The sequence below is a fragment of the Psychrobacter nivimaris genome, assembly GCF_009812035.1.
Classification (GTDB): Bacteria; Pseudomonadota; Gammaproteobacteria; order Pseudomonadales; family Moraxellaceae; genus Psychrobacter; species Psychrobacter nivimaris.
Genome location: NZ_VZIZ01000003.1, coordinates 92,343 through 113,380, shown reverse-complemented (window position 1 = coordinate 113,380; position 21,038 = coordinate 92,343). Strand labels below are relative to the sequence as shown.

The 21,038-nt window shown below is 42.6% G+C and carries 13 protein-coding genes; 9 read left to right on the top strand and 4 right to left on the bottom strand.

From position 1 onward, the window contains the following. Positions 1–316: 316 nt before the first annotated feature. The 4 genes from FQV37_RS01200 to FQV37_RS01185 all read left to right on the top strand — a co-directional run bounded on the left by FQV37_RS01200 (position 317) and on the right by FQV37_RS01185 (position 9,390). Entirely contained in the window at positions 317–781 is a 465-nt protein-coding gene (locus tag FQV37_RS01200; RefSeq protein WP_160020952.1) for a hypothetical protein, read from the top strand. Positions 782–847: 66 nt separating this feature from the next. Further along, a complete protein-coding gene (locus FQV37_RS01195; RefSeq protein ID WP_160020951.1) occupies positions 848–2,992 on the top strand; it encodes a beta strand repeat-containing protein in 2,145 nt (714 codons plus the stop codon). 138 nt (positions 2,993–3,130) lie between these two features. Further along, a complete protein-coding gene (locus tag FQV37_RS01190) occupies positions 3,131–8,458 on the top strand; it encodes a DUF11 domain-containing protein (protein ID WP_160020950.1) in 5,328 nt (1,775 codons plus the stop codon). 155 nt (positions 8,459–8,613) lie between these two features. Then, positions 8,614–9,390 carry a hypothetical protein gene (locus FQV37_RS01185; protein ID WP_160020949.1) on the top strand — a complete coding sequence of 259 codons (777 nt, stop codon included), beginning with the start codon at positions 8,614–8,616 and terminating at the stop codon, positions 9,388–9,390. A 116-nt stretch (positions 9,391–9,506) separates the two neighbouring features. Here the strand turns inward: FQV37_RS01185 and FQV37_RS01180 are convergent, their stop codons facing one another. The 4 genes from FQV37_RS01180 to glpK form a co-directional block, all read right to left on the bottom strand. Further along, positions 9,507–10,199, bottom strand: a complete 693-nt coding sequence (locus FQV37_RS01180) for a TetR/AcrR family transcriptional regulator (RefSeq protein WP_160020948.1) — start codon at positions 10,197–10,199, stop codon at positions 9,507–9,509. Between the two features lie 236 nt (positions 10,200–10,435). After that, positions 10,436–11,455, bottom strand: coding sequence for an endonuclease/exonuclease/phosphatase family protein (locus tag FQV37_RS01175; RefSeq protein WP_160020947.1), 1,020 nt, complete (start codon positions 11,453–11,455; stop codon positions 10,436–10,438). Between the two features lie 290 nt (positions 11,456–11,745). Continuing rightward, positions 11,746–12,258, bottom strand: a complete 513-nt coding sequence (locus FQV37_RS01170) for a hypothetical protein (RefSeq protein WP_160020946.1) — start codon at positions 12,256–12,258, stop codon at positions 11,746–11,748. A gap of 247 nt (positions 12,259–12,505) precedes the next feature. Beyond that, positions 12,506–14,116 (bottom strand): glycerol kinase GlpK, encoded by a 1,611-nt coding sequence (gene glpK / locus FQV37_RS01165; protein WP_160020945.1) that lies wholly within the window; start codon positions 14,114–14,116, stop codon positions 12,506–12,508. 528 nt (positions 14,117–14,644) lie between these two features. Here glpK and FQV37_RS01160 point away from each other — a divergent pair. From FQV37_RS01160 to FQV37_RS01140, 5 genes are all read left to right on the top strand, one after another. After that, positions 14,645–16,303 carry a TolC family protein gene (locus tag FQV37_RS01160; RefSeq protein ID WP_160020944.1) on the top strand — a complete coding sequence of 553 codons (1,659 nt, stop codon included), beginning with the start codon at positions 14,645–14,647 and terminating at the stop codon, positions 16,301–16,303. A gap of 102 nt (positions 16,304–16,405) precedes the next feature. Then, on the top strand, positions 16,406–17,272 hold the full coding sequence (locus FQV37_RS01155; RefSeq protein ID WP_160020943.1) for a YihY/virulence factor BrkB family protein: 867 nt from the start codon (positions 16,406–16,408) through the stop codon (positions 17,270–17,272). A gap of 48 nt (positions 17,273–17,320) precedes the next feature. Next, positions 17,321–18,520 (top strand): HlyD family secretion protein, encoded by a 1,200-nt coding sequence (locus FQV37_RS01150; RefSeq protein WP_160020942.1) that lies wholly within the window; start codon positions 17,321–17,323, stop codon positions 18,518–18,520. 3 nt (positions 18,521–18,523) lie between these two features. Further along, the gene (locus FQV37_RS01145) at positions 18,524–19,834 is read left to right on the top strand and encodes an ABC transporter permease (RefSeq protein ID WP_160020941.1); all 1,311 of its coding nucleotides are present in this window, start codon (positions 18,524–18,526) and stop codon (positions 19,832–19,834) included. Then, positions 19,834–21,024 (top strand): ABC transporter permease, encoded by a 1,191-nt coding sequence (locus tag FQV37_RS01140; protein ID WP_160020940.1) that lies wholly within the window; start codon positions 19,834–19,836, stop codon positions 21,022–21,024. The genes FQV37_RS01145 and FQV37_RS01140 overlap by 1 nt, the downstream gene beginning before the upstream one ends. Positions 21,025–21,038 lie beyond the last annotated feature (14 nt).

The following is a 21,038-nucleotide window of genomic DNA, read 5'->3' as shown; positions in this document are numbered from 1 at the left end:
CTGTCAGGCATCGCTGCCTGACTCAAGTAAATCACTCTCCGATAAAGTCGGGGCGGTTCACAACTTTAAAATATTACTATTCTTCTTTCTAATCAAAAAAGGCCCTGTCTACCCAGACAGGGCTTTTTACCGTTTAGCTACCTCGAATTACCATTTGTCGTCTTTATAGTGAATCTTTGTATCGGTTACGTGACAATAGCTCAATGGGAAATATAGGCATTTTGCAGACAATACTCATATGAAACTGTAGATAGTTTTATTATGACCCAAAACATTAATAGCCCAATGATAGCAACGGTATAAGAAAGGATTTTATATGAAACGTTTCAAGATTCTACGCAATGTTCTATTGGCCACTATAGCTTCTAGCTCTTTACTAAATATAGCGCATGCTGAAGACGCCCTAAAAATGGAACTAACAGCTAATCAAGTTATAAAGAATGCGGAAGGTAAAACGGTCTATACACCAGTACGTACTGCACCAGCAGGTACTGTGATTCAGTATAAAGCGAATTATACCAATACTGTTAATAAAGACATTAACGACTTGATGGTAACCCTACCTATCCCTGCCAACATGACATTTACTGGTGATGCGATGCCTATAAGCGCACAAGCCAGCACTGATGGTAAAAACTATGCTGATATGCCGCTAATGCGTAAAGTTGATGGCAAGATGGTCAAGATTCCATATTCTGAATACCGCACTCTGCGTTGGAATATTAAGTTACTACCAGCTAAGAAGTCTGCTGCCGTTGCTCTCAATACCACCGTTAATTAATTCGATAGACATTAAACCTTTACTCTTTTGACGTTTCAACCTTTAATCTTAATTCTGGAGCATTACATGAAATCAAATACTTTTAACTATAGCTTGCTTGCCGTCGGTGTCGCTACAGTAATGGGAATTAATACTGCACATGCTGCTACAGCTAGTACTAATGGTGTTACTGGTACTGCTGCTCCTATTGACAACGTAGCAACCGCAAGCTATAGCGTCGGTACTGTTGCTCAGCCGAAGGTTACTTCTAATACGGTTACCATTAATGTTAAAGAAACGGCTAATTTTTCATTAATAGCAACTAATGGTAATACTATCGATACAAATGCAAATAGAGCAGTTACTCTTGGTGGTAAGAATACTTTTGTTCACTCCTTAAGCAATACTGGTAACGTAACTGATACTTATACAGTTACTGCTAAAGCTGTAAACGACACTACTCTTAACACAGTAGCAAGTCCAAATTATCTTTTCAAAGCTGACAGCGATACTATTGGCTTTGTTATTAAGCGTACTTCAGATGGTACCGCTTTAACCTTAGCTGAAGGACAAGCATTAGGACTCACAGTGGTAGCTGGAAACATAGCCAGTGGTGACACTATTAAATTGGCACCGGGTTTAACTGCAGAGTTAACTTATCAAGCATCTTTACCTAGTGCAAATCAAATTGGCGGTAATACAGGTGTAGGTATTTTGACAGCTTCAAGTGCTTTCATTGGTGTTGGAACTGTACTGACCAATGAAAACCAGAGCATTGTTAAACTTCCTGTATTCAGTATTGTTAAGAGAGTTACGAAAACATTGAATCTTAGCGATTTGACTGATGAAGCGACTTATACCATTACAGTCAAAAACAACAAGGATTCTGCTTACGCTGCTGATGCTACTAATATAAAAATTATTGATAGCTTACCAGCAGGTCTAAAGCTAGTAGCAGGTTCAATAGTTACTACTGTTGACAATTCAGGGTTGCTAGTTTCAAGTGGCACAAAGGGAACAATAGGTAATGCTGCTATTACAAGCAGTAAAGGTACAAGTAGCGCCATTGATAGCTTTGAGATTGGTAATGTAAATCTACCAGTTGGTGCAGTCGTTACTGTTACTTTCAGGGTTTTACAAGATGCAGATGAGACACTTGTTTTACCTACAATCAACCATGCTCGTGTAGAGGCCCCTGTAGGCAATGTTACTATCATTGATAGTACTGATAATACAGATCCAAATGAAAATACTGCTACCTATTATCCTGCAAATGATGATATAGAAAACACTAATGGTACTACTCCAACTGGTACAGGTGGTGATTCTACGCAGCCTCTATCTACGGTTAAGCGTGCAATAGCAATAAGTAGTCCAACGACAAGAGAAATTGCACCTGCATCAGGTACTGCTAGCCAAGTTACGCACACTGCTATTATTACTAATACTGGTCGAGACGCTGAAGGTACTGCTGCTAACCCTTTAAACTTCACTATTCTAGACGACAGTGCAAATGCAAATGTCAGACCTGTCGTCGGTCCTGTCAATATAACTTATACACCCGCTGGTTCAACAAATTCAATTACAAGAAGCGTTTCACCTACCACTACTGACGGTAACACATACACTCTTAACGATACTACTTTACCTGCTGGCGGTATTCCTAATGGTGGTACGTTTACGATTAGTTATAACGTTTCATCAGGTAATGTAACTAATCCTACGGATGTTACTAAGGTTGCAGCTGTTGGTAGCACTGAAACTACTATCGTAACTTTAACACCTACTGGTACTGGTGCTCCTGCGGTAACTACGATTAATGATACAACTAATGTCAAAGGACTAACACTACTCAAACAAGCTGCAGTACAAGTTGATTGTTCTGGAACAATACCTCCTTATCAAGGAGAACTTAAAGCTGATGGTAGTGCAACTATTCTTACTACTAGTGCAAAACCTGGTGATTGTATCTACTACAAAATCACAGCGAACAATACTTTTACTTCTATTAGTGGTACAAGCCTAGCTGGTGTTACTCTATCGGATTTAACCAATCAGTGGAAGTCAAGATCAACATACCAAAGTGGTACAGCTACTGGTGGTACAGGTGATGGTTCTGTCACAATAGCAAATTCTGGTAACGCGTCTACCGAGGCGGTTACTACTAACTTAGGCACTTTGGCTAACGGCGCTACAGGAAGTATGACATTCTTTATCAAAGTTAACCCTTAATATGATTACTTAATCATCTTAAAACCTACAAGCAGCAATAGTTGCTTATAGATAGACCCTCTAGCTTGAAATGTGCACATATTATTCAAGCTAGAGACTTATTACACCCTTTGTGTTTTATTGGATAAGCGACCTATTATGACATCTACTGTAATCAATACGTCTAAAAGCATCACATTGTGTACAGCGAAAATCTCAGCGCTGTCATTTGCAATGTTGCTTATGCAATCAAATACCGCATCTGCTGCAACTGATACATTGGTACAGCTGATCAATAATACTGCTCAGGCCAGCTATAACATTGACAGTGAGACCAGCACGACTATCAGTACTGACTCAAACCAAGTACAAGTAAAAGCCTCCAATTTACCTGAATATGGTATCAGTTTGACTCAACATGCTTTACGCACAGTCATGCCTAATACACAGGTAAGTTGGGTCAACGTACTAAGTAACACCAGCTATAGTGATCAGACTGTTGAATTGACACTTGCTATATCACCAACTGTCTCTAATTTAAAGGTCTATCAAGACCTTAATAATAATGGTGAGGTCGATTCAGAAGATCGACAAATCATGCTCGATAACCTGAGCGCTCAGATTAAACTTGGTCAGAGTGAGAGTATTCAGCTTATCGTACAGGCTCTATCAGATGCCAACGGTGAAGATGGCGATACTGCCGACATAAAAATTGGCGCTATCATATTAGAAGATCCATCAATAGCAGCTGTCGAAGCAATCGATAGACTGCTTATCATCGAGCCTGAAATTAAATTTACTACCCCTCAATTTGATGGTACCAAAGCCGACTCGCAAATCGGTGACAACGTTTATATTGATGCCAGTTATGCGCAGTGTAATGTGCAATCTGATAAACCTGATCAAGTATGGATTACCGTTAAGTCTCCTGCAACAGGTGACACCTACTCTCTTAAAGGAATTGAAACTGGTAATAATACAGGAAAATATCGTCTAACTGCACCGACACAAAACAACGCCAATGCTATTGACGATAAAATGATTCAGACATTGGTCGATGATACGTTGACTGCTGATTTCACAGCTTGTATCGATCCTTCTGTTGGCACAGGTGCTGATCAGCTACCAAATGATAGCGATCTTACTACACGTATCGATAATCTGAGCTCTCAAGTAAATATCATTGATAATAATGCAAGCCTAGTCGTCACTAAAGAAAGCGATGTCAAAACTGCAGAGCTTGGTGATTATGTCAGCTATACCATCGATATTACCAATAACGGCAAATCGACTGCTTACGATGTACAACTAAAAGACGCTTTACCGCGTGGTTTTGACTACGTTGAGAACAGTGTACGTGTTAGTCCAATGACTGATATTGATATCAATCAAGCACAGACCACCGAGTTTAAAGCTGATGGTAAATATCAGGTATTGAGCTTAGGCAACATGGCAGTTAACGAAAGTAAAAAAGTTACTTATCGTGTGCTCATCGGTGCGTCATCGCTAGGCGGCGATGGTATCAACCGCGCCACCGCAGTTGCTAGAAATGACCAAGGTCAAAGCGTCGGCTCAAGAGAAGCTCAGTGGAAGATTGATGTTGAGCGCGGCGTGATGAATACTGATGGTATTATCGTCGGTAAGGTCTATCATGATATCAACCGCGATGGTATTCAGCAAAAAGAAGACGGCGAACTTGGTGTCGCTGGTGTACGTATCTATATGGAGAACGGCAACTTCATCGTGACTGATCCTGAAGGTAAGTATAACTTTTATGGTATCAGTGCTAAGACCCATGTACTAAAAGTGGATCGTACAACCATACCTAGAGAGACTGAGCTGGTTATTCAAAGTAACCGCAATGCTGGTGATGCTGGCAGCCGTTTCGTCGATCTAAAATATGGCGAACTGCATCGCGCTGACTTTGCTATCGTCGGTGGTATGGGCGATAGCAAAGATCGTCTAAATGCAGAGCTGGTAGAGCGTAGCAAGACTATTAGTGCAAAGAATAATGCGCTAGAAGCTGCGGTAAAAAACAAACTGGCATTAGAGCCTGACTATGATCGTGATGTGACCGATAATGTTGATGCCAGTGGTTGTAAGTCTAATGATGACTTAGATCAGAGCATAAAATGTGACTCCGCTATCGTCAATGACATGGCGACACCTAGTGCTGACCGTATAGAAATGGCTGTCAATACCATCAAGCAGCCAAAAGCTGAACTGTTAGAAGAGTTCCTAAAAGAAGTGGCAAGCAATGAGGTTGCTTTTATTAACTTGAGCAGCGGTCAACAGCTCGCCTCACATAAGCAATTGGTTCAAGTACAAGCGCCACTAGGCTCAAACTTCACGCTATATGCCAATGGCAAGCCCGTATCCGAACAGCAAATCGGTAAGACCGCTGAGCAAGAAAAACAAAAAGTCATCGCTTTTGACTATTATGCAGTTGATTTAAAGCGTGGACGCAATACTCTACGTGGTGTGGCTACTGATGTAAATGGCAAGGTTATCTCAGAGCAAACTATTGAAGTGCTTGCTCCTGATAGCTTGCAAGCGATTGACTATCGCACCCAAGACAGCCTTGTACCAGCTGACGGTATTAGTGAATATCAGGTAGTCATTAGTCTAAAAGATCGTGATGGTCGTCCATATATTGCATCAACTCCGATTACTATCGATACCAATATTGGTCGTATTAACCTTAATGACAGCAGTAAAGACCAATCTGGTACTCAAGTAATCGTATCCGGTGGTGAGCTACTGATACCCGTCACCGCGCCAAGCGTACCAGGTAAGGGCGAGCTAGTAATTGACACTGGTAGCAGCAAACAAATCATTCCATTACAGTTCACCGCTCAACTACGTCCACTACTTGCTGTTGGTATTGTAGAAGGCGCTATTTCACTAAAAGACTTTGATGGTAGCAACATTACCGATGCTCAAGGTGCATTTGAGCAAGAGCTAAATGACTTTGCTGGTAATGATGATTACACAGCTTCTGGTCGTGCCGCGATGTTCCTCAAAGGAAAAGTACGCGGTGACTATCTGCTTACGCTTGCATATGATAGTGATAAAAAAGGCGAGCGCCTGTTCCGTGATATCGAGCCTGGTGAGTACTATCCGGTCTACGGCGACTCTTCAGCCAAAGGTTTTGACGCGCAGTCAACCAGCAAGCTCTATGTGCGCGTTGATAAAGGCCGCTCGTTCGCCATGTACGGCGATCTAAAAACTCAAATCGATAATGATGAAGGCATCAAGCTTGGTCAATACAATCGTACCTTGACCGGCCTAAAAGCCCAGTATGAAGATGATAATACGCGTGTGACTGCCTTTTTAGCAGAGACCAGTACTAGCCAACGTGTAAATGAAACTCGCGGTTTGGGCATTTCAGGCCCATATCCATTGGCTGAGAACTTCGATGCGGTATTAGAAAACTCTGAAACGGTTGAAGTTATTACTCGTGACGCTAACAACCCTGGGCTTATTATCAATCGTGAGACGCTTACTCGCTTTGCTGACTATGAGATTGACCCTATCAGCCGTAGCTTATTCTTGACGGCACCGATTGCTAGTCAAGATATCGAAGGCAATCCTATCTATATCCGTGTCACTGTAGAAGTTGATGAAGGTGGTGAAGATTATTTGGTCGGTGGTATTGCAGCGAAGCAGCAACTAACGAATAAAGTTGCCATCGGTGGTAGCTATGTGAATAGCGATGACCCATTGAACAAAGAAGAGTTGGCTAGTGTTAACAGTGTTGTTAAATTCAATGATAAGCTAAAGCTGGTCGCTGAATATGCGATGAACAAAGCTGAAAATCCAAATTATCAGCCTAGTAATCAGATCAATGCTGATGAACTAGACGTGCAAGACGCTGACGGTGATGCACTACGTATCGAGCTTGACTATGACGATAAGAAAAACACCCGTGCAAAAGCTTATTACAATGACGCTGACGAAGGCTTCGTTACTGGCGCGTCTCCATTAACAGCGGGACGTACTGAGTCTGGTATCGAGATTACTCATCTTATCAATGATAAGAAGACCGCGCTTAAGCTTGAGGGCGTACGCACAGAAGAGCATACTACTGACGCTAGCCGCGAAGGCGTGCAAGCAAGCGTTGAGCATCGTTTAAGTGAAAACATCGTTGGTGAAATTGGGGTTCGTTATTATAAACAAGACGCGACTGCTGCCTCACGTAATACTCAAGCGGCGACAGACGTTGTAGATATTACAGACGACACTCTGTTTAATGATGACATCATCAATCAGTCAGCGTTAAGCAGCGTTAGTAACGCTGAAGAAGATATTGAAGGTACGACTGTTCGTGCTCGTATTACCTCTCGTCTACCTAAGTTGAATGATAGCTTGGTATTTGCAGAATATGAGCAAGATATCGAAAATAGCTCACGTAATGCAACTTCTATCGGCGGTGAGACAGCACTTGGGGACTTGGGTCGTCTATACGCTCGTCATGATTTGATCAACAGCCTATCTGGTACTTATGGTCTTGATGATACAGATGAGCGTCAACGTACCACTGTTGGTTTTGACGCGACTTACATGAAAGATGGTAAGGTTTATAGCGAATACCGCATGCGTGACGCCATCAGTGCACGTGAGGCAGAAGCAGCCATTGGTCTAAAAAACAAGTGGTATGTTCAAGAAGGGCTAACTTTAAATACGTTATTTGAGCGTGTTGAATCTCTGGAAGGTGAAGAAAGTAACACTGCAACAGCGGCAGGTATCGGTGTTGAATATCTTGCAAAAGAGAATTATAAAGCATCAGGACGTTTTGAAAAACGTTGGGGTGAAACAAGTGATACGCTACTTGGTAGTGCTGGTATCGCCTATCGCTATACTGATGAGGTTACTTTCTTAGCCAAAGATATCTACTCACGCACTGACTATAGTGATGGCGATCGCACTATCAATCGTTTTCAGCTAGGTGCTGCGTATCGTGACTACGATAGCAATCAGTTAGATATGCTTGCAAAATTCGAATATCGTTTGGATGATAATAATACTGGCGATGACGCTTACCAAAAAGATACCATGATTTGGTCATGGAATGGTAATTACCATCCTACGCGTCCTTTAACGTTGTCTGGACGTTATGCTGGTAAGTATACAGAATACGAAGCAGATAGCTTAACTAGTAATAATACGGCTCACGCTGTTTATGGCCGCGGTCTTTATGACATCAGTGAGCGTTGGGATATTGGTTTACAAGCAGGTACTTACTGGAATGATCAAGCAAATGACTTGGCTTATATGCTTGGTGCAGAAGTGGGTTATAGCCCAATGACCAACCTTTGGTTATCACTTGGTTATAACTTCATGGGCTTTGAAGATGAAGATATTGCTTATGACGACAGTACTCAGCAAGGTGCTTACTTTAGATTGCGCTTTAAGTTTGATGAAGACTTATTTAAACGTGAAGATCCGCGTAAGAACCAACGTCTAAGCAGCAATTCTGCATTTTAATTATTTGATACTAATGATACTGTCGTAAGTACAATCTTATGACAGTATCATGATTGTCTTATGATGAATTATTTTGTCATTCAATAAACAATTAAGTCAGCCCTAGTAATGGTAAATAATACCAACGTTTATTACCTTAACATAAGGTTTACACCATGTTTGATTCAGCCATCAAAGCAGCACCTTTCAAGCGCTCAGTATGCGTTACACTATCAGCTTTATTCTCGTTAACCTTTATGCAGCCAGCTTTAGCTAAGAGTGAGACTGTCCAAGTGGCTAACTCAACTAGCATGGCTAAATACTGCCATGATGATAATCAGACTCAAGCACGCTCTTATAGATATCAAAGCGAACAACAGCGCCTATTAAATTGTATGGTCACGCAATTAAAACCTTATCAACAAAAAGACAAGACAGCAGCTCAACAGTATTTCGCTTACAAAGCGCAAGCGTGGTTGAACTATGCTATTCATCAAGACAGTATGAATAGCCGCTCATCTATGGGTCAAATTGCGTTAGAAATGGCAGAGCCTATATTGCAAGCGCTAGATAATGACACGGTACAAGACTTGGGCTTGCATCAAGATATTCCGTCTACCTCTGCCTTGATGCGCCCTGATCTATGGGCAACTTTAAGCGCACTTAAAGACGGTGATGGCATAGCGTCAACACCACGTGAGATGGCTTTTAGTGAAGTGGCTTTAATTTGGGCAGCAACCAATCAATGCGCACGAGGTTGGCGCGAATCTGGTATGCATTTTCGCATGGCAGACCGCTGGCTCGAACAGGCCCGCGAAGCTTATGTCAGTGCAAATGACTCACAGACCAATGTAGCGCTAGAGAAGTCAATAGTCAGTTATCATAAGCAGTATTCGCCTTTAGACGCGAGCGATGATACTTGCCGTGGACAAGATTTGACATATAACCGTTAGAATAATCGCTGTTTTATTAAAAATATTAATCTCTATTACTTCAAATCTTATGCTAAAGATTAGACGCGAAAAAGCCGACATATTTGTCGGCTTTTTTATGTTTAAGGTGAGCTCAATTAGCGGTTTTTACGTGGCAACTTTTCTGGTAGGTAACAACGTAAATAAGCAATAAATGCTGTATTTGCTTCTTGGATATACTCTTCAGTAATACTCTGATGACGGCGATAAGACAACGTAAAAATAGCATTTACGATGCTATAAGCAATCAGCAAGATATCTTGGATATCATGGAAGTTTGGCATCTCATAACGCTCTGACAAACGCTTATAGACCAGATCAACAATTTGATGATCCATATCTTCACCAAAGCTGTCACCTTCAAAATCAGGTGTATTGGTGTCATAGATAAGCTTGGCTTTGGTCTCATCGTTATGGAATATCGTAATACAACGATCGATAAGCGCCGTTAGATACCCTTGCCATCTGTCATAGTTACCAATATCGACCGTCTCTACCATCTCTAATATTTCAATCGCATTTAAAAAGCGTAATGCTAAAAATATTGCTTCAATATTAGGGAAGAAATGATAAGCAGAAGCTCTTGGTATGCCCGCTTCTTCACACACAGCTGCTAACGTAATATCGTTAATAGCATGTGTTTCGCTCAACTTTTTGGCACCAGCCAATAGTTTTTGACGACGTGCACGACCTTGCTGGCTAGTAAACTTAAACTTATTAGGTACAAGCTTCTTTGCCAATTCCGAATCTACCAACACATCTTCGATCTTTTCGTCTTTGTTATCACTCATTGTAAATCTCTTAATGTTACGCCCTATTTTATAAATATAACTTTCATCGAATAGTAATTATCCTCAAATCAAGGATAGTTGCCTGTTGGCTAAAATATAAAGCCTATATGGTCACTACTATATTCAATGCAGAGGCATCATAAACGCTTGTATAGCATCAAGCAAGGGACATGAATAGGTTAAAAACAATAATACGCTCAGCAATTTAATAGAGCTAACCGTCTAATTTTATAAAGTTAATCTTTGAGTTTTATTTTCGCCCTTATAATACCATGATCGGTCACTCTATCGTCATAGTCCCATTTCAAATGATCATTAAAATAATCGACTCGTTCAACATGACCAAGTGAAAACTTACTATCAGGCAAAAACTCTTCTGAAACAAATAACTGATCGATCACTTCTGGCATACCTTGATGAATATGGGTGTAAGCCACATCTTTCATCCAACCATAGCGAGCTTGAATACGAGCGGCGTCAAAAAGTGCGACATCACGCATACTTTTATCATAATTAACCTCGCCAGTCTCAGTCATTAGCTGGGTCGTTACGCTACCAGTCACATCATTCATGTCGCCAAGCAGTATCAATGGCTCACGCGTGTGATGCAAACGTTCCATGATCGACATACGAATAGATGCCGCCTCTGCAGCACGCATGCACAAACTGCGAAGCTTGGCACGAATACGGATATTTGGATCATCCATGTCTTCTAATAGGTTACCATTTTCGTCACGTAAGAAAAACGCACGTTTACTTTTTAGATGCGCCGTGATGATCGTTATTGGTTGACCATATGCGTCAACACGCAATATCAAAGGTGGACGATTAAAATGCTGATGAGGCCCGATATCGGGGATATCAATCACAGCTTTTGGTGCAATCTCTTCTAATAAGGTCGTCTCTAATTGCTCAAATCGACTAATAATACCAACGGCTGGTGTATTCTGTGCGCCTCTACCTTGAGTATATGGATTTGCAGTGTCATTGCTTGCAAGTGGAATAACCACCTGCTCTGGTTTGAATCCTAGTGCGACAGCTAGTGCTTCTAGTGCATTACTATCCCATACTTCTTGTACGGCAATGATATCAGCGTGTGCTTTAGCCAGCAGATCTGTCAGACCACGTCGCTTATGCTCATAGGCTTTATTATCATAAGCTGGGGCATTCTTATAATAAATGCGATTAGGGTTAGCAAAGTTCAATAAATTAGCTGTGGCAATATAAAACTGTTTACTACCGTCATTATTAGTCATAAGTCCCCTGTTTTTCTTATATTATATTATATTCATAGCAAATTTTATGCCAAAAAAAACTTCCAAAGGTTGACTTTGGAAGTTTTAAAATAACATACATACTGCTGGTCAAAGTCATTAATAGAACCAATCGTACAATCAATCTATTTTCAGCAACGAAATAGTAATCTATTATCAGCTTTTTTAAGAGACCGTTCGCCTGTTAAGTTAACTATCTATTAAAGTCATTGCGTAAACAGTAGTCATATTCATAAGTCTTTTTAACATCTGACTTTCTTGTAAAACACGTACTACGATACACGATGCCATGCGTCACGTGATGCTAGACGCGCTTCATCCCACGCCAAACGAGAATCACCCTTCACTTCATGCCATGAACGCTCTAAGTCAGCTTCATGATCTTCAAAACGAGCATCTACTGGATAACGAGCACGGTTCGCATAACCAACTGCATATGCTGGATGCAAGTCACGGTCGAAATCGTATTCTTCTCTATGATAATCTGCATTTGCGTACTCTGCACGCCAGTACGCTTCTTCGTGAGTTGGATCAATGGCTTCAGCTGCTGCATGACCTGCGCCGCCACCAACGATAGCACCGATAGCACCACCAATTAGCGTACCTAGTGGACCTGCCATTGTGCCGATAGCTGCACCTGCTGCTGCACCGCCTACACCGCCGATACCTGTACCTACTGGATGTGAACCTGGCTCACCGGTAATGATGTCTGCGTTTAAATCTTCTTTTGTCTCTTTTGACATATGTTTTACTTCACTGCGATCGATAGCATCATGGTTACTCATAGTATTGTCCTTAAATTATTTATTATTTATTGAATTATTTATCTGCTAAAAACTAGCGGTCTTACTAAATCTAATTGAAGTATAAAAATTTATAGGTAAAGACAGATAGGCCGATTTTGTAAACTGTGTCCGTATTGCGATTATCTTGCGTTACAGCCTGTATCTTTATCACACTTGTGTACGGCAGCCTCATACTTTGAGTAATTATAAATGTACGATCACAATAAATTTACTAAGTAAATCAATCTTATAACGGCATCAGGGACCTTTTGATAGCCCGTTGCCATTTAGTAAGATGCTGTTCACGAGCATCAGTCGACATACTTGGTTCAAACACGCGATCTACCTGCCATGAAGCTTTCATGGTCGATTCGTCATATAACCCAGTCTTTAAACCTGCGAGGAGTGCTGCGCCTTTTGCCGTAATCTCTGTATCTCTAGGACGTAATACCGGAACACCCAACAAATCTGCCTGAAATTGCATGAGCAAATCATTATTTGCAGCGCCGCCATCTACCCTCAGCTCAGTCAAAGGATGAGGGCTGTCTTTTTGCATAGCGATAAGCACATCATAGGTTTGATAGGCAACGGCCTCCAATGCAGCGCGTGCAATATGTGCCTTAGTAGTACCGCGGCTCATACCAGTGATGCTAGCGCTGATATCAGAACGCCAATAAGGCGCGCCCAGTCCAGTAAAGGCCGGTAATAGAACAACATCTTCGCTACTGTCTACTTGACGGGCTAGGTCCTCGACATCACTACTCTGCTGAATCATACCCAAATTATCACGCAGCCATTGAACGATAGCCCCCGCCATAAAGACACTGCCCTCTAGAGCATAAGTGACTTCCTTTTTGGGCGGTTGTAGCATGCGTTTGCCTGACTGTACGATTTGGTCAAATGACAAATTATCTGGACGAATTGGTGACGTTTTGCGTTGCCATGCGATGGTGGTTAGCAGTTTATGCTCACTCAATTTTGGCTGTTGGCCAATATTCATTAGCATAAAGCAGCCTGTACCATAAGTGTTTTTGGCCATGCCTGCATCAAGACAACCTTGACCAAAGAGCGCTGCTTGCTGATCACCTAATACTGCTTGAATGGGTATTTGCTTTGCAAACAGACCTTTTTTGGTTTTGCCAAAATCGCCGTCGGACGGTAGTACTTTAGGCAATATATGCATAGGTATAGCAAAACGGTCACAGAGTGTCTCTGACCATGCCAGCTTATGGATATCAAATAGCAATGTACGAGAAGCATTGGTCACATCAATGACATGTTCACCGCCTGTGAGCTTATAAATCAGCCAACTATCAATCGTGCCGACCGCTATCTCACCTCTGCTGGCTCGTACACTCAGCTTCGGGTTGTTTTCGAGTAACCAAGCAATCTTACTGGCACTAAAATACGGGTCTAAACGCAGGCCTGTAATACGCTGAACTTCATGTGCCATGTTGACGCTATCAACACCCGGATGCACAGGGTCATTCATACTATTGCTAGCACTTTCAGCAGCGAGCGTCTTACAGTAATTTGCGGTACGCCTGTCCTGCCAAATGATGGCAGGAGCCAGTGGCTTGCCAGTTTGCTTATCCCACATCACAATCGACTCTCGCTGATTGGTAATTGCGATACTGGTAACGTCAGTGGCAAGCAGCCCTGCCCGATTAATAACATCATGTGCACAGCTAATCTGAGTTTGCCAGATCTGCTGTGCATCTTGTTCAACGAATCCAGCTCTTGGTGTTTGCAGCGTCGTTGGCTGTTGTACCATTTTGATAGGACGCGCATGATCATCGTACAATATCGCTCGACTCGATGTGGTCCCTTGATCCAACGCTAAAATATACCCTGCCATGACACACCCTCTACTAATATTATTTATTCTACTTAATAGCCATTTAGTGACTATTCATTGACTGATTCTTATTAATTGCTACTTATTGAGCATTTTTTATTTGTTAATTACTGCCTAAATGCTTTCATAATAAGATTAAAAACAAAAACTATTTAAAACTAAATCGCTTGAATCTAAAACGCTTTATTGGCTATGTTGTTACTTATAAACAGATATTTAAAAATTAAATCAGACCTCTATCATACTGCTACTAGTCACACAATAGAAAACAACAAAATACTGAGCATTGACCCGTCACCATTGTGGCTCTACAGTGTACCTCTTATGACGAATGACCGCTTGTTAGCACTTTTAATATAGACGTATTTTTATATTAGAATATGAATGATTTATTTAAGCATCATTCTTTCGCTAGCTGGCAAATAGTCTATAATAGTTCAGCAACTTTATATCCTGAGCAATGAGATCTATCGGGGCTGTTCCTTATTTTATAATACCTTACATTCTAATTAATGGCTTATGTGACTTATGAAATTCATTTTATCAGCGCTACCGACTGCTATGATGACAGTTGCAGTCATGAGTGTGCCTGTCATGACTTACGCGAGCACTGACGCTGACAGTATAGAAGCGTCAGATGATGTTACACCAGTGGCTGTGACACAAATCATAGATACTGATAGTCCAACTGATAATAATAGACCAGCTGTAGCGCCTTTTCATACAGTACCAAACCCTCAAGACGCTGAGTCGCAGGCACTGTCTACGCTTGTTGACCCTATTACACATAAAGCAGTCGATAACAGCTACGCACTAGACGTCTCAAGCTTTTTGAGCTTAGAGCAAGCGCAGCAGCTTCTGGTACAAGTATCACCTAAAATTGCTGCCAATCAAGCAGCGATTGCTGCTAGCGAATACCAAACTGACGCGCTCAGAACTATCGACAATCCACTCGTATTTGCTCGAGTATCTGCCAGTGCCTATCACTTAGACGAGGATATAGATTTATCCTCTCTCAGAAGCGGTATCGTCAACGAAGTAAACAATGGCGTAGATAACATAGTCCCTCCTACGGCAGACCTACCAGACTTTGGTGAGCTGGTCGGTGAGCGTATACCCGACTCCTATAACCTCAAGCGCTCAGGCTCTACATCGGGTGCAGGTCTTGGAGTCGTTTGGCCTATTTATACTGCTGGACGTACAGACGCATTGACTGGCGCCTCGGATGCACGTACACAAGAAGCGATGGCTGATAGCGTACTGGATAAAAATGAGCTTTATAATACGTTAATTGAGCGTTATTTTAAGGCACAGTTAGCGATTATCGCCGCTTACTTACGAGAAGACGCTTACGATACATTGCAGCAGACCGACCATATGGCCGAGCGTCTGTTTGAAGAAGGTTTTATCTCACGTGTCGATAGACTAGAAGCACAGTCTGCGCTTGCGGATGCCAAAAGTGAATCCGTCAATGCGAATAATGACGCGCGCCTAGCTATGATTGCGCTACAGCGTCTACTACGTACTGACTATCGCATCAAGCCAACCACACCCTTGTTTGTCTCTAGTCGCCCTCTACCAGATGTGAGCTACTTTCAGGACTTGGCACTAAACAACCATCCTGGACTGCAAAAAGTTGCAGCCAAGCGGGCACAGGCTCAGCAGTTACATGCGCTATCAGATACGGGCTACAAGCCTACGGTATTGCTATACGGTTATGGTCAGGTGGAGAAAGATCCAAGCTGGGTCGCTGGTATATCTGCCAGTTGGAAGCTATGGGGCGGACTCGATAAAGCCGCATCATTAGCATCCAGTAGTGCCAAAATACGTCAGGCCGATCTCTCTGAGATTGAAGTCAGTGACAATTTATTGCTACTGGTAGAAAAAAACTGGCACGATGTCAATAATGCTCAATCACGCTATCAGGCATTGCAAAGCAATGTTGATTTGGCAGCAGAAGTATTACGACTACGACGCTTAGGATTACAAGAAGGTGTAAATACCACGGTTGACGTGGTGCAAGCGCAGACGCAATCGCTGAAGGCACGTACTGAGCAAGCACAAGCTGCTAATGACTATGTACAATCATTGGCTGCCCTTATGCAAAGCTGTGGTACGCCACTTGCTTTTAATGCTTATCTCAATGCCGCTGACATTCAATTACCTACTTTATATACTGAGCAATAATGTGATGTGAGAAACCATAAGTCGTGCTGATAAACGCTTTGTATTACCATGAAGTCGACATCAAAAATACTATTACCAACCCTATTACGAACAGCTGCTTTTATGAAAAAACTGACCTCTAAATCGATAAAAAACTGGCTACAGACGTTACTAGAAACGTGGCGTATTGCCAATAACTCTAATGTTTGGGCGCATTGCGCAAGCGTAGGTTTCTTTGGATTCTTATCAATTTTTCCAGTGATGGCTGTGTTTGTACTGCTTTATGGTCTTGCGTTTTCTCCTGCCGAGATGCAAGAGCAAATCGCGCTTTTGAGTCAATTTATACCTGATACAGTATATGAAGTACTCAACTCCCGTCTGAGCGAGTTGGTTTCTACGACTACGTCTGCCCTGACTTTCAGCCTGCTTATATCGTCCTTGCTCGCACTTTACGCTGGCTCTAAAGGTATCAAGTCTTTAATTATTCTTATTAACCTTGCGTTCCATATTACGCAAGAGCGTAGTTTTGTACAAAGCACGATTCGCGCAGTTGGTTTGACCTTTGCAGCAGTAGTCGTATTGATTATCGCGGTCTCCTCTATCGCGATTATTCCTTTGGGGGCGGCCTACTTCCCTTTCCCTCAGATAGCAAAGACAATTGCGCTTTGGAGCAGGTGGCCAATATTGACAGGTATCATATTCTTAAGCTTTTTGGGTCTTTATCGCCTAGCCCCAAATCGTGATGCCGTCGCTCTCAAAAAGTTGATGCCGGGCGCTGCGCTGGCAACGGTTTTATGGATTATATTGTCCATCTTATTTTCAATTTATGTGCAAAATTTTAATAACTATAGTGCGGAGTTTGGCGCGCTTTCAGCTGCTGTAGTCATTATGCTATGGCTCTATTATTCAGCATTTATCGTCGCTCTTGGTGCTATTTTTAATTCTGAAACCATAGACAACGCCAAGCCTTATGCGTTTCGAGTGTACTAGTAATAAACCCTTTATTTTCAACTTTGTTGCTTTAGGAATCTCATTGTCATGACAGAATTACCACGCGAATCAGACGACTCAAATAAATCAGCTGATGCAACCGAGTCAGTGACCTCTCAAGATACACAAAATTCAGTCGATCCTGTAGAAGACGTGTCTGACATTGAACCAGAGCAACCGACACCTACTTATAATCGTGATGCCTCTAAAACTGACAAATCTGCACGTATGAAAAAAGTATTACTTGCACTATTCATACTGATTGTCCTTGGTACGATTGCGTATGGCCTATACAAAAGTAATGCGCATAGCGAGCCAGAAATTATTACGCTACAAGGGCAAATGCAGATGCAGCAAACGTCGATCGCTGCAAAAGTACCAGGGCGTATTGCCCAAATTATGGTAACAGAGGGCGATACGGTAACGGCAGGTCAGCAACTGGTTGAGATGGATTCGCCTGAGATTAATGCCAAGATTAATCAAGCACGTGCTGGGAAACAAATCGCACAAAGTCAATTAGATAAAGCAGAAAATGGTGCGCGCCCGCAAGAAATCGCCCAAGCAAAAGCCGCTTGGCAAGCCAATAAAGCCGCGTCTGACTTGGCAGAAAACACCTATCAGCGTGTCAATCGCCTTTACGAAGAAGGTTTGATGGCCCGACAAAAGCGCGATGAGGCGTATGCTCAATATCTTGCTACTCAAGACCAAACCGAAGCAGCTCGCTTGCAGTATGATCTGGCCTTAGAAGGTGCACGTACTGAAGATAAGTCAGCGGCTACTGCACAAGTCGCACAGGTCGATGCAAAACTCGATGAAGCGCTAGTAGCGAAAGAGGAAGCGAACCTAAGAAGTCCTATCGCTGGTATCGTTGATAATGTCATTGTCAGTGCTGGAGAAGTCATCGGTCAAGGGGTTCCACTCCTGACGTTGGTGGATACCAATGACCAACGGGTGGTACTTAACGTCACTGAGTCTTATTTAAATCAATTTGCTATTGGCCAGACATTTACGGGTATTATCCCAGCGCTGTCATCATCGGATAAACCTTATACAAAACAGTTTACCGTCTATGCGACATCGACCTTATCAGACTTTGCTACTTGGCGTCCGACCAATAATGATGATGGTTTTGATGTGCGTACTTTTGAGGTAAAGGCCCGACCCTCTAAGCCCGATGCCCGTATCCGCTCAGGTATGAGTGTGGTCGTACGTATCAATCCTACTCCTGTCAATCAGAACCAAGAGTAAGCCATGCACTTGACTAAGTTAAGTGAGGCTTTTTTACGCAGTGCAGCCTACGAGCGCCGTTTTTTGACAAAAAACCATTGGGACTTTAGCATGGTGGTATGGATACCACTGGCAACGGTGCTGCTAATATGGTGGATATTTTCACAGACTCAAATTACCGATTTGCCTATCGGAGTCATCGATCAAGACAACAGCGCTGTTGCCAATACTGCCGTCCGTTACTTAGAGGCAAGTCCTACTTTGACAGTCAGACAGCTGTATTACTCCCAAGCGGATGCAGAGGCTGCGATTTTACAGCGCGATATTTACGCTGTTGTCATTATCCCAGAGGACTTTTCTCGTAATATATTATCGAGCCAGCCTGCTCCATTGACTCTACAAGTCAATGCACAGTATGGTACACACTCTGGTATTATTCAGGCAGGTGTCCAAGCGGTCGCTAGTACATTATCCGCAGGTGTAGAGATCAAGCGATTGATCAAACAAGGCGTAGCGCCATCACAAGCGATGACGGCTTACGCGCCTATCAGTGTGCAGCGTATTAGCTTATTCAATGCTGCGACCAATTATCAGCAGTTTTTGGCTTCGACCGTCATACCTGCCTTATTACATATATTGGCAATGGTCATTGGCGCAACCACGATTGGCCGCGAGTTACGTGATAAGAATATCGGTCGCTGGTACCGTTTTATTGATACAGGCAAACCTAGTCTAACCTTATCCAGAGCTTCAAAAACGTCATCTTCGCTATCAACCAAACAAGATAGCAGCGATAACAAAGCATCATCTTCAAGCGCAAACGTGCCCCATTCGGTCAGCTTATCAGTATTGGTCTTTGGTTTATTGGGTAAATACTTTTGGTCAATATTGGCCTATAGCTTATGGTCGGCTTTGGTATTGTGGCTTGTAACGTCGAACCAAAATATAAGCATTGGGTCAATCATCGCAGTATATATCGGCCTATTGTGTTTGATGATACTGTCATTCTGGCTTGGTGCTATTTTTACTTTGAATTCTTTTTCATTACGTATGGGTCTATCGACTACTGGATTTATTTCAGCGCCTTCTTACGCCTTTGCTGGTGTTACTTTTCCATATATTGCGATTAGTGATAGCGCGCAATATTGGTCAAATGCGCTGCCGCTAACGCATTATCTCAAACTCCATATTGCACAGTTACAAATGCAAGCACCGATCGCCATCTCCCTACCTATTGTCTACGGTCTGGCGCTTGCCACTATCATCGCCATGCTACTTGCAGCACTATTAACCAAACGCGCATTGGCGCATCCTGAACGTTGGGGAGCACGCTAATGTCTGCACACTCAAATCATACATACTCAAAAGCTAATTTAGCCGACACTCCTGCTTCGCAAAGTTTTTGGACCAGCTTTATTCAAACTTTCAAAGACGTCTTTAGTGATAAAGGCGTACTTTTGATGTTGATTATCGCCCCTATCATCTATGGGTTTTTCTATCCTTGGCCTTACTCGTCTGAGGTGGTCAATCATGTGCCAGTAGGTATCATTGATCATGACAACAGCAACTTATCGCGTACTCTTGTTCGCTATGCGAGTGCTAGTCCATACCTAGATACTGAACGATTTATCAATGAGCAGGCGGCCAAAGAAGCCATATGGTCAGATCAAATTGCAGGCTATATGGTGATTCCAGCTGGTCTTGAAGAACAAGTTCAGTCCGGAGAGCAAGCGCACGTTAGCATACTGGGTAATGGCGGTTATTTTATTTTAAATAAAAACGTCCAACTGGGTTTCTCTCAAGCGGTAGGTACGGTATCCGCCGGCATAAAGGTAAAGAAAAGCATTGCGAAAGGCGCTTATGCACCTACCGCAGCACAGAATACGCAAGCTGTACCGCTACGAATTATGCCACTGTATAACCAAACTGAGGGCTATGGTGCTTATGTCGTACCTGCTGTCTCTGTTATTATCTTACAGCAGACACTTTTGATGGCGACCGCCATGCTGATTGGCACATGGTATGAGCAGCGCCGTCACAGTACGAGTGTACGTGGCTGGCTAGGACGTATTGGGGCTTTGAGCTCACTTAGTTTTATCGTTGGCTGCTTTTATTATGGGTGGGCGTTTGAGCTACATCATTATCCACGCGGACAAAACATGCTTGGTACGCTGCTATTTTTGGCACTATTTTGTCCGACAGTCGCAACGCTCGGCTGCGTGCTCGGATTATGGTTCCGGCAGCGTGAGCGCAGTATGCAGATCTTAATCTTTATCTCCTTACCAATATTTTTCTTAAGCGGCTACCCTTGGCCAGCAGACCAATTGCCTCAAGTATTACAAGTAATACGTTGGCTGGTACCGACCACGCCTGCAATCAATACCTCTGTGCAGCTTAACCAAATGGGTGCCAGTGTCTCTCAAGTCGCTGTAGGATTTTATGCGTTGGCTGGCTTATGGTTGCTCTATTTTGTTTTATTGCTATTTTTACGCAAGCGTATTCCGCAGCGAAAAGCCTACTTATAAATCTTCAAATTAAT

Excerpts from the sequence above, each read along its gene's own strand:
- FQV37_RS01150 (WP_160020942.1), top strand. The coding sequence starts at position 17,321 with ATGACAGAATTACCACGCGAATCAGACGACTCAAATAAATCAGCTGAT.
- FQV37_RS01175 (WP_160020947.1), bottom strand. The coding sequence starts at position 11,455 with ATGACTAATAATGACGGTAGTAAACAGTTTTATATTGCCACAGCTAAT.
- FQV37_RS01185 (WP_160020949.1), top strand. The coding sequence starts at position 8,614 with ATGTTTGATTCAGCCATCAAAGCAGCACCTTTCAAGCGCTCAGTATGC.
- FQV37_RS01190 (WP_160020950.1), top strand. The coding sequence starts at position 3,131 with ATGACATCTACTGTAATCAATACGTCTAAAAGCATCACATTGTGTACA.
- FQV37_RS01160 (WP_160020944.1), top strand. The coding sequence starts at position 14,645 with ATGAAATTCATTTTATCAGCGCTACCGACTGCTATGATGACAGTTGCA.
- FQV37_RS01200 (WP_160020952.1), top strand. The coding sequence starts at position 317 with ATGAAACGTTTCAAGATTCTACGCAATGTTCTATTGGCCACTATAGCT.
- glpK (WP_160020945.1), bottom strand. The coding sequence starts at position 14,116 with ATGGCAGGGTATATTTTAGCGTTGGATCAAGGGACCACATCGAGTCGA.
- FQV37_RS01145 (WP_160020941.1), top strand. The coding sequence starts at position 18,524 with ATGCACTTGACTAAGTTAAGTGAGGCTTTTTTACGCAGTGCAGCCTAC.
- FQV37_RS01155 (WP_160020943.1), top strand. The coding sequence starts at position 16,406 with ATGAAAAAACTGACCTCTAAATCGATAAAAAACTGGCTACAGACGTTA.
- FQV37_RS01140 (WP_160020940.1), top strand. The coding sequence starts at position 19,834 with ATGTCTGCACACTCAAATCATACATACTCAAAAGCTAATTTAGCCGAC.
- FQV37_RS01180 (WP_160020948.1), bottom strand. The coding sequence starts at position 10,199 with ATGAGTGATAACAAAGACGAAAAGATCGAAGATGTGTTGGTAGATTCG.
- FQV37_RS01195 (WP_160020951.1), top strand. The coding sequence starts at position 848 with ATGAAATCAAATACTTTTAACTATAGCTTGCTTGCCGTCGGTGTCGCT.
- FQV37_RS01170 (WP_160020946.1), bottom strand. The coding sequence starts at position 12,258 with ATGAGTAACCATGATGCTATCGATCGCAGTGAAGTAAAACATATGTCA.